This is a genomic window from Vibrio sinaloensis DSM 21326, assembly GCF_000189275.1.
GTDB classification, from domain to species: Bacteria; Pseudomonadota; Gammaproteobacteria; order Enterobacterales; family Vibrionaceae; genus Vibrio; species Vibrio sinaloensis.
The window spans coordinates 19788-27644 of record NZ_AEVT01000131.1; the positions used below are offsets into that span (position 1 = coordinate 19788).

Annotated in this window: 6 protein-coding genes; 5 read left to right on the forward strand and 1 reads right to left on the reverse strand. The window is 45.8% G+C overall.

Annotation, left to right across the window (positions count from 1 at the left end):
- Nucleotides 1-24 precede the first annotated feature (24 nt).
- Nucleotides 25-339 (forward strand): iron donor protein CyaY, encoded by a 315-nt coding sequence (gene cyaY, locus RH45_RS22490; protein ID WP_008081817.1) that lies wholly within the window; start codon nt 25-27, stop codon nt 337-339.
- Nucleotides 340-388: 49 nt separating this feature from the next.
- Here the strand turns inward: cyaY and RH45_RS22495 are convergent, their stop codons facing one another.
- Nucleotides 389-2917 carry a class I adenylate cyclase gene (locus tag RH45_RS22495; protein ID WP_008081819.1) on the reverse strand — a complete coding sequence of 843 codons (2529 nt, stop codon included), beginning with the start codon at nt 2915-2917 and terminating at the stop codon, nt 389-391.
- Nucleotides 2918-3254: 337 nt separating this feature from the next.
- On the opposite strand from RH45_RS22495, the gene hemC reads away from it, so the two are divergent.
- From hemC to RH45_RS22515, 4 genes are read left to right on the forward strand one after another with little or no spacing between them, the layout of a single operon-like run.
- Nucleotides 3255-4193: a hydroxymethylbilane synthase gene (gene hemC / locus RH45_RS22500; protein ID WP_008081820.1), complete on the forward strand. Its 939-nt coding sequence runs from the start codon at nt 3255-3257 to the stop codon at nt 4191-4193.
- Nucleotides 4194-4198: 5 nt separating this feature from the next.
- Nucleotides 4199-4942, forward strand: a complete 744-nt coding sequence (locus RH45_RS22505; protein WP_008081821.1) for a uroporphyrinogen-III synthase — start codon at nt 4199-4201, stop codon at nt 4940-4942.
- Between the two features lie 3 nt (nt 4943-4945).
- A complete protein-coding gene (locus RH45_RS22510; RefSeq protein WP_008081822.1) occupies nt 4946-6154 on the forward strand; it encodes a uroporphyrinogen-III C-methyltransferase in 1209 nt (402 codons plus the stop codon).
- Complete coding sequence (locus RH45_RS22515) at nt 6154-7332, forward strand: heme biosynthesis protein HemY (RefSeq protein ID WP_008081823.1); 1179 nt, start codon at nt 6154-6156, stop codon at nt 7330-7332. The genes RH45_RS22510 and RH45_RS22515 overlap by 1 nt, the downstream gene beginning before the upstream one ends.
- Nucleotides 7333-7857 lie beyond the last annotated feature (525 nt).

Below are 7857 nucleotides of genomic sequence, written 5' to 3' on the forward strand. Positions count from 1 at the left end.
AGGAAAAGCAATAGGATAGATAAGATGAACGATACTGAATTTCATCAGTTGGTAGATGTTAAAATGCAAATCATCGAAGAAATGATTGATGATTCAGGGGCGGACATCGACTATGAAACGTCTGGCAACGTAATGACACTTGAGTTTGAAGACCGCAGTCAGATCATCATTAACCGCCAAGAGCCAATGAAAGAAATCTGGTTAGCATCGAAATCGGGTGGTTTTCACTTTGCTTTGGTAGACCAACAGTGGATCTGTTCTAAGACAGGCCTAGAACTCATCGCGATGGTAAAGCAAGAGTGTGAAAAACACAGCGATGAAGAGATCGACTGGGTGTGATTTAACCGCGATAGAATTGAAAAAGGCCATCTTTGAGATGGCCTTTTTACTAGGCATTTACAATTTTATTTGGCTTGGAATAGCACGGGTTATCACTGCGATAAGGCACGATATAAGCCTCGCCCTCTTCCGGGCTCACGATTTGGTAATACTGCGGCAGGTTGAAGTTGATAGACTTTGAGGTCAATTGATTGTCATCTTGCGCAGACGTATAAAAACTGTTCACGCTAGCGATCATCTCGTCTTTCTCACCACGGAACTGGTGGTAAACCTCAACGCGATTCGATTCATCCAAAACATAAATGTTGAAGCCTTGTTCATTGTCTTCAAAAAAGAACTGAATTAGACCTTCACTGGCAAAGCCATCGACAATTTCCGGTAACTGGTAATCTTGCTCTTTATCGAGCATCAGTAATGGCGAACCTTTCAACTTGTTGGTCGAGATACTGCGGTAAAAGTCGACCGAGTTTTCCAGCATTTGGACCGAGACCCCACGACGCTCAAAAAACAAGCCATATGTTTGTTGGCCAGTGCGCAGAGCCTTAAAGCGACGACGTTTCTCTTGTTCAACCGGTTTAAGACGTAAATCAATACACTCAGCAAGTAACTGATAAACCATATTGCGCATGACACCACGAAGGTTTTTGCTATAACAGAACACATCCACCGACTCTGGTGGTAACGCATCCTGGTGCATTTTCCCTAACACCGTTTTCAAGGCATCTAACATCGCGGTTTCGCCTTTAAAGTGTAAAGTACGCACTTCTTGCCACGAGTTTCGATACACCAAGTCAACGCTGCCAACCAGACACTTCTGCTCATGACCAAAACTGAAAATGTCCATGTTCTTCGGATCCAGTTTGAGTGATTTACCACTCAACTCTGCTGTCGGGTCATTCTCGAAATTAATGAACATCGCGAGCTGGCTAATCTCACAAGGGCTAGACAAAGCTTGCATAGTTGGGCGACGTTTACGCAATGAGAACGTGTTGCGTAAGTCACTCACCATTTGATAGAACTTATCAATATCTAGATGGGCATCGCGAACCACAGAGTGGAGGCGCGTCGATTCAGTGATCAAGCCATTGAAGAAAGACCAAGCAACCAGCTTACTCAAATATTCGTTATGCTCTAGCGGCGATTGACCAATGATTCTATGCGGTGTTAATGGCTGCTTGTAAAGATACCAGCCCTGTTTATTCGTTCGGCCCGGGCGCACTTCAATGAAGGTTAAGTCTGACTCGTGCAAATCCGGCGAGATTTGAGGATTTAGCAAGGTAATTTTACCAGGCAGCACCTCAAACGCCGCGTACAACTTACGAGCCAAAATACTGATGTATTGAGGGCTGATTGCTGAAGTGATGTCATTGCGACGAGCAAATTGGATAAGATTACGATAGCTTTGCATCAAGGCATCAAGTAATGCGTGATGCACAACTTTGACTTGTTCTACTTTCCAGTTGCGACGATCATCGAGCTCACTCACCACGCTGTCATCCCAACCCCATTGCGCAATCATTTCACTCAGAGCTTCTCTGCGCCATGCAACGGAGCCTACGCTTGGCTCACGCGACAATTTTTCATGCGTCTTGAGGTAGAAACAACGACGCACTAAATCCAAACGTGTTTCATCACCGATACGTACCAGGTAGCGAGTCACTTTCTCAAGCATTAGGTAGTACGCATCCATACCGTAAAGGTCTGGTTCATGAGCAAAGAAACGTCGCTTGGTGTCGAGACTTAACAGCTGTGTGTTCGGGTACTCCCAAGAGTAGGCTTCTAGCAAAATAGCCTTCAGTACAGACTTGTAGGGCGAGTCAATGCTCTTATACAGCTGCCAAAGGTTAGAACCGAAATACTCTTCAGCTGGGATACGATTGAGTTTGCCAAAATCAATCCACTGCGAGCAGTCGATATAGCCTTTGCCACATAAGTCGTGGACGTACTCGTCGTAGCACTCCTCCATTTCTGGCGGAACGATTTGCCACAATAGGCGCATACCGGCCAAACGCACAGCACTGCGGTAGAATTCATCTAACAGCAACAGGTGTTGAGAAGAGCCACAGTTGTCGCCCGTCATCTCTTCAGAGTGATTAGAACGAAAACGCTGCTCATCCATCAAAAAGAAGTTAGCTTCAACCCCTTGAGTTTGCGCCCAGTCAGTGATCAACAAACACTTATTAGTCAGAGATTCACGCTCATCCTTGCTCATCTGCGGGGACACACAGACCCAAATATCCAAATCGCTTGAGGTACTTTGACCAATCGACGAAGTACTACCCATGGTATACAACCCCAAAATGGCAGGATTTTCAGCCGTTGACAGTGATTGGCCAATCGTGAGTTGTGTATCTTCGACAAACTGACGCTGAACATCATTGAACTCGAACTGACAAATACCATAAGGCACTTGAGCATCGTAGTAACCGGGAATAACAGGATGATTGAAATGAAGTAAGGTAGGAATAAGGTGGAATACACGTTGACTTTGCAAATCCATAAGAGCCAGCGCTCGTTCGGTGCGTTGCTGGTTCAGGTTATCAAGTCTTTGAATTAACGTCTTCGTGTAAGCCTGCAAGGGAGAGTCCTTGGTTATTTACCTATCGCGTGCCCTGACTAAAAAGCGTTCTAAAGCACCGTTGAAATGTGATCAATCTAACACTTTTATTTGTATTGGTAAAGAATTGTACGATCGATTCGACATTATAGTCCGCCTTGAGCAGTTGTGGCATTAGTGTGGTACGGAACACTCATTAATTATAATAGCCAATCATCCAAACGAGACATTTATCACACTCTTTTAATGATTTTATGCTAGCTCTACTACAAGTTTCCATCCTGTCGAGATTGCAGTAATACTTTTCAGCCTACAGTGGTAGGATTAGGCCATTCATTGCAATCATTAGCAGAACATCATGACTCAATCTTCTCCAATCCGTATTGCGACACGCAAAAGTCCTCTTGCTTTATGGCAAGCCTATTTCGTTAGAGACGCGCTTCAAGCAGCCCACCCAGGGCTAGAAGTCGAGCTCGTGACTATGGTGACGAAAGGCGATGTCATTCTAGACACTCCCTTAGCGAAAGTGGGCGGCAAAGGTTTGTTTGTAAAAGAGCTGGAAGTGGCTATGTTAGAAGGCCGCGCCGATCTCGCAGTACACTCGATGAAAGACGTACCTGTCGATTTTCCTTCAGGGCTCGGGCTCGTCACTATCTGTGAGCGAGAAGATCCGCGAGATGCCTTTGTATCTAACACTTACAACAGTATTGATGAACTGCCACAAGGCGCTGTTGTCGGTACTTGTAGTTTACGCCGTCAGTGCCAACTTAAAGAGTACCGACCTGATCTCATCATCAAAGAGCTACGCGGCAATGTGGGCACTCGTTTAGGAAAACTAGACGCAGGAGAGTACGATGCCATTATTCTCGCAGCGGCTGGCTTAAAGCGTTTAGAGCTCGAAGAGCGCATTCGTAGCTTTATTGAACCAGAGCAGTCTCTACCTGCTGTTGGTCAAGGCGCCGTCGGTATTGAGTGTCGATTAGACGATGAACGCCTCATTAAGCTATTAGAACCACTCAATCACCAAGATACGGCAGACAGAGTCCTGTGTGAACGAGCAATGAACTTGACGCTGGAAGGTGGCTGTCAGGTGCCTATCGGTAGTTACGCGTTGTTAGAGGGTGATGATATCTGGCTACGAGCCTTAGTCGGTGAGCCGGATGGCAGCCAGATCGTTCGTGGTGAAATTAAAGGCCCACGCAGTGAATCTGAAGCGCTCGGCATTAAGCTTGCCAACCAACTCTTGGATGAGGGAGCGCGTGAAATCCTCACCAAACTATACGCTGACCACGAGTAAGCCTAATGGCGGTGTTGGTCACCCGACCTGGTGAGCAAGGCAAAGCCTTATGTCGGCAGTTAACAGATGCAGGGATACTCGCCCTGCATCATCCTGTTATTTCCATCCAACCCGGTGATCAGCTCACCACACTCGCATCTTGCATTGAGCAATGTGACTATATCATTGCTGTGAGTCAGCACGCAGTGACATTCTCCCATCAAGTTCTCCAACATCACCACCAACTTTGGCCTGATCGCGTCATTTACCTTGCCGTTGGTCAAAAAACTGCACATGTTTTAAGCAAAGTGACTCAACAAAAAGTACACTACCCGGAGATCGGAGATAGCGAGCATTTATTAATGCTAGACGCATTGACCAACGTAATGGGTAAAGAGATCGTTATTCTACGGGGCAATGGTGGACGCGAGCTCATTTTTGACACACTCATTGCGCGCGGTGCCAAGGTAGAATATGTCGAAGCTTATAAGCGAGAAAACATAGCTTTCCGCTCAGAATTGCTGGTTCCGATCTGGCAAGATAAGCGCATTACCCAGTTAGTCATCACCAGTTCAGGTCAACTAGAGTACTTTGTCTCCCAATTCTCTGAACCTGAGTTGCTTTGGTTATACAACCTAACACTCTATGTACCGAGTGAACGCATTGTACAAGAAGCGCTGACGTTAGGATTCAACAAGGTATTTAATACCAATAGCGCTTCAAATAACGATCTGTTGGCTGCGCTCCAGTCAACTGCAACAGGACAATAAACAATGACAAGTAAAAATAAAAACGACCACATTGAACCTGAGAAAGAAAACAGCTCCGAAAATGAAGCAGTAACGTCAACACCTGATAATGAAACTCAGCAAGAGCGTCACGATGCTGAGGTCGAGGCCGTGCAATCAGAGCCGAAACCAGAAGCTCAATCGGCACCGGAATTTGAAGAGAAGAAAGGTAAACGAGGCATCGTCTTAGGCACTGTCGCGATTATTTTGTCCTTGTTTTTCGGTGGTGGTCTTACCTACCAAATGCAGCAACAAAACGCGGAATACCAAGCTAAGATTAACGCGCTGCAAGCTCAACTGTCTCAAACACAGTCTTCCGTGCAGCAAGACCTAACTGCGACAAAGAAAGCCGCAATCGCAAAAGCGACTGAAATCACCCATCGCGCCGAAACCGTTCTTGAGCAACAGCAAAAGAGCATTGAAAGCTTGCAACTTGCTATTGCTGACGTGAAAGGACGCCGCCCTAATGACTGGCTACTTGCTGAAGCGGATTACTTAGTCAAACTAGCGGGGCGCAAGCTCTTCTTAGAACACGATGCCGTAAGTGCCACTAAACTCATGGAGAGTGCTGACCAGCGCATCGCCGCGCTTAACGACCCAAGTTTAGTTCCCCTACGTAAAGCGATGGCTAATGACATCACCAAGCTAAAAACCATTCCACTCATTGATAGAGAAGGCCTTGTATTGCGCCTTACTGCTCTTCAGCAGCAGGTAGACAGCCTACCGCTTGCGAATGCCTTACTTCCAGAGGCGGAACAAGTTGAAGAGCGCAAAGTGTCAGAAGATATTTATGACTGGCAAGATAACTTGATGACATCACTAAAAGATTTCTCAGCTAACTTTATTACTTTCCGTACCCGTGATGGCAATGTTATCCCACTCTTATCGCCTCAACAGCATTTCTACTTAAAAGAGAACATTAAAGCTAAATTAGAAACGGCCATCAAAGCCGTTTATGTGGAGCAGCAAGATATCTACTCTACAGCTCTCACCACTGCTGATAAGTGGTCAAGTGCGTTTTTCAACCAAGATGCGAATAATGTTATCGAGTTTAATAAAGCACTGGAAATGTTGAGTAAGCAACAAGTCCAAGTGGATTACCCAGTTAAACTGCAAACCCAACAACAGCTGTCTGACGTCATTCGCGATCGTCTTCGTCGCGAAGTGACTACGTTAATCACGGAGGAGAAATAATGTTTCGAATCATTTTCCTCTTCGTTGTTTTGGGTGCAGGCTTATTCGCAGGCACCCAGTTCTCCGGACAACAAGGTTATGTCCTCATCTCAATTGCGGACAAAACCATTGAGATGAGTGTTACGACACTGGTGATCTTTGTGATTGCAGCCCTAGCTGCTCTGTTTGCGTTAGAGTTTTTGATTAAGAAGGCTCTCTACGCGAGTTCTGCAACTTGGAATTACTTCAGTGTACGTAAGATGCGTCGCTCACGTCGCTACACCAATGAAGGAATTGTTAAATTGCTGGAAGGTGATTTCCAACAAGCCGAGAAGAAAGTCACTCGTTGGGCAAATCACCACGACATGCCACTGCTTTGCTACCTTGTCGCTTCCGAAGCCGCTCAAGGCTTAGGCGATAAAGAAAAACGCGATCGCTACCTAGAGCTTGCATCTCAACAAGAGAACGCGCAGTTGGCTGTAGAGCTGACACGCGCGAAGCAACAAGTAAGAGAAGCCGACTTCAACTCCGCGTTTGACACCTTGTCGACTCTGAAGTCTAGTTATCCAAACAATACTATCGTTTTGAATCTACTAAAGACTGTGTATATGGAGCTTAAGCTTTGGCAACCACTGTTGGATGCTCTGCCTAACTTAGTAAAAGCGAAAGTCGTTTCCAAACAAGAGCAAGTGGAGCTTACTCTGCGAGCCCAGTGCGGCCTACTCGCCGATGTCGCAGAGCAGAAAGGTAGCGAAGGGCTGATCAGCCATTGGAATGGTTTACCTCGAAAACTGAAGAACGACAGTCATTTAGTTGAGTGTTTCGCCAAGCAACTTATTGCTCGTAAAGCGGACAGTGAAGCCTTCACCTTAGTGAAAGAGAATATTAAGAAACATCCAAACTCTGAGCTTTATGCACTACTGCCGGAAATGAACTTAGCTGATAGCCACCCTGCGATTGTCTTTTTAGAAGACGCCCTGCGCAAAGACGGTAATAATGCGGCAGCCCACAGTGCATTGGCACAGTTCCATTTACGTGATGAGAAATGGACAGAGGCACAACAGCATTTTGAAAAGGCGCTGTCTGTTCGCTCTGATGTTTCGGACTATGCATACTTAGCCGACGCACTGGAGAAGCAGAACCTCACCAAAGCCGCACATGAAGTCTCGCGTAAGGCCCTCACGCTAGTGCAAGCGTAACCAAGCATATGAATGATCAAAACCGACCTTAGGGTCGGTTTTTCTTTATCTGTAACATCCTATTAGGGTCAGCCATCATCTAATCCACCCATTGACTAAACCTTCCTCGTAGAAAGCATGCTAACGGCTCAGTTGGACATTCAGTACATATATATAACTGGGTATCCTGCTGTTACTCAACGTGCAGTACACTAAAACGCGCGTGACTATGGCAACTAGACCAGGCTGCGCTCAATATGCTCCACTCGCAATTTCTGACAAACGCAACGATTCACCGAACTACAGATACTTAGCATCCTTTATATAAGCTATTCCTCTTGAATACGTCATGTAGGAAGGAATCTAGAACTGTGAGTGTGTTTGGTTTAGGAATTTCTACTATCGCCTAAGGCTAGCTATTACAGCGTTTACAAAGCCAATAAGCTAGATTGGTGAGTACTGTACTGGCTGCCAGTTTGGTTTAGCCTTCTATATAAACTCAAGCGTCAAACGACCTACCTCTTGCATAAACAAAAGGCCTAAAAA

Excerpts from the sequence above, each read along its gene's own strand:
- hemC (WP_008081820.1), top strand. The coding sequence starts at position 3,255 with ATGACTCAATCTTCTCCAATCCGTATTGCGACACGCAAAAGTCCTCTT.
- RH45_RS22515 (WP_008081823.1), top strand. The coding sequence starts at position 6,154 with ATGTTTCGAATCATTTTCCTCTTCGTTGTTTTGGGTGCAGGCTTATTC.
- RH45_RS22510 (WP_008081822.1), top strand. The coding sequence starts at position 4,946 with ATGACAAGTAAAAATAAAAACGACCACATTGAACCTGAGAAAGAAAAC.
- cyaY (WP_008081817.1), top strand. The coding sequence starts at position 25 with ATGAACGATACTGAATTTCATCAGTTGGTAGATGTTAAAATGCAAATC.
- RH45_RS22505 (WP_008081821.1), top strand. The coding sequence starts at position 4,199 with ATGGCGGTGTTGGTCACCCGACCTGGTGAGCAAGGCAAAGCCTTATGT.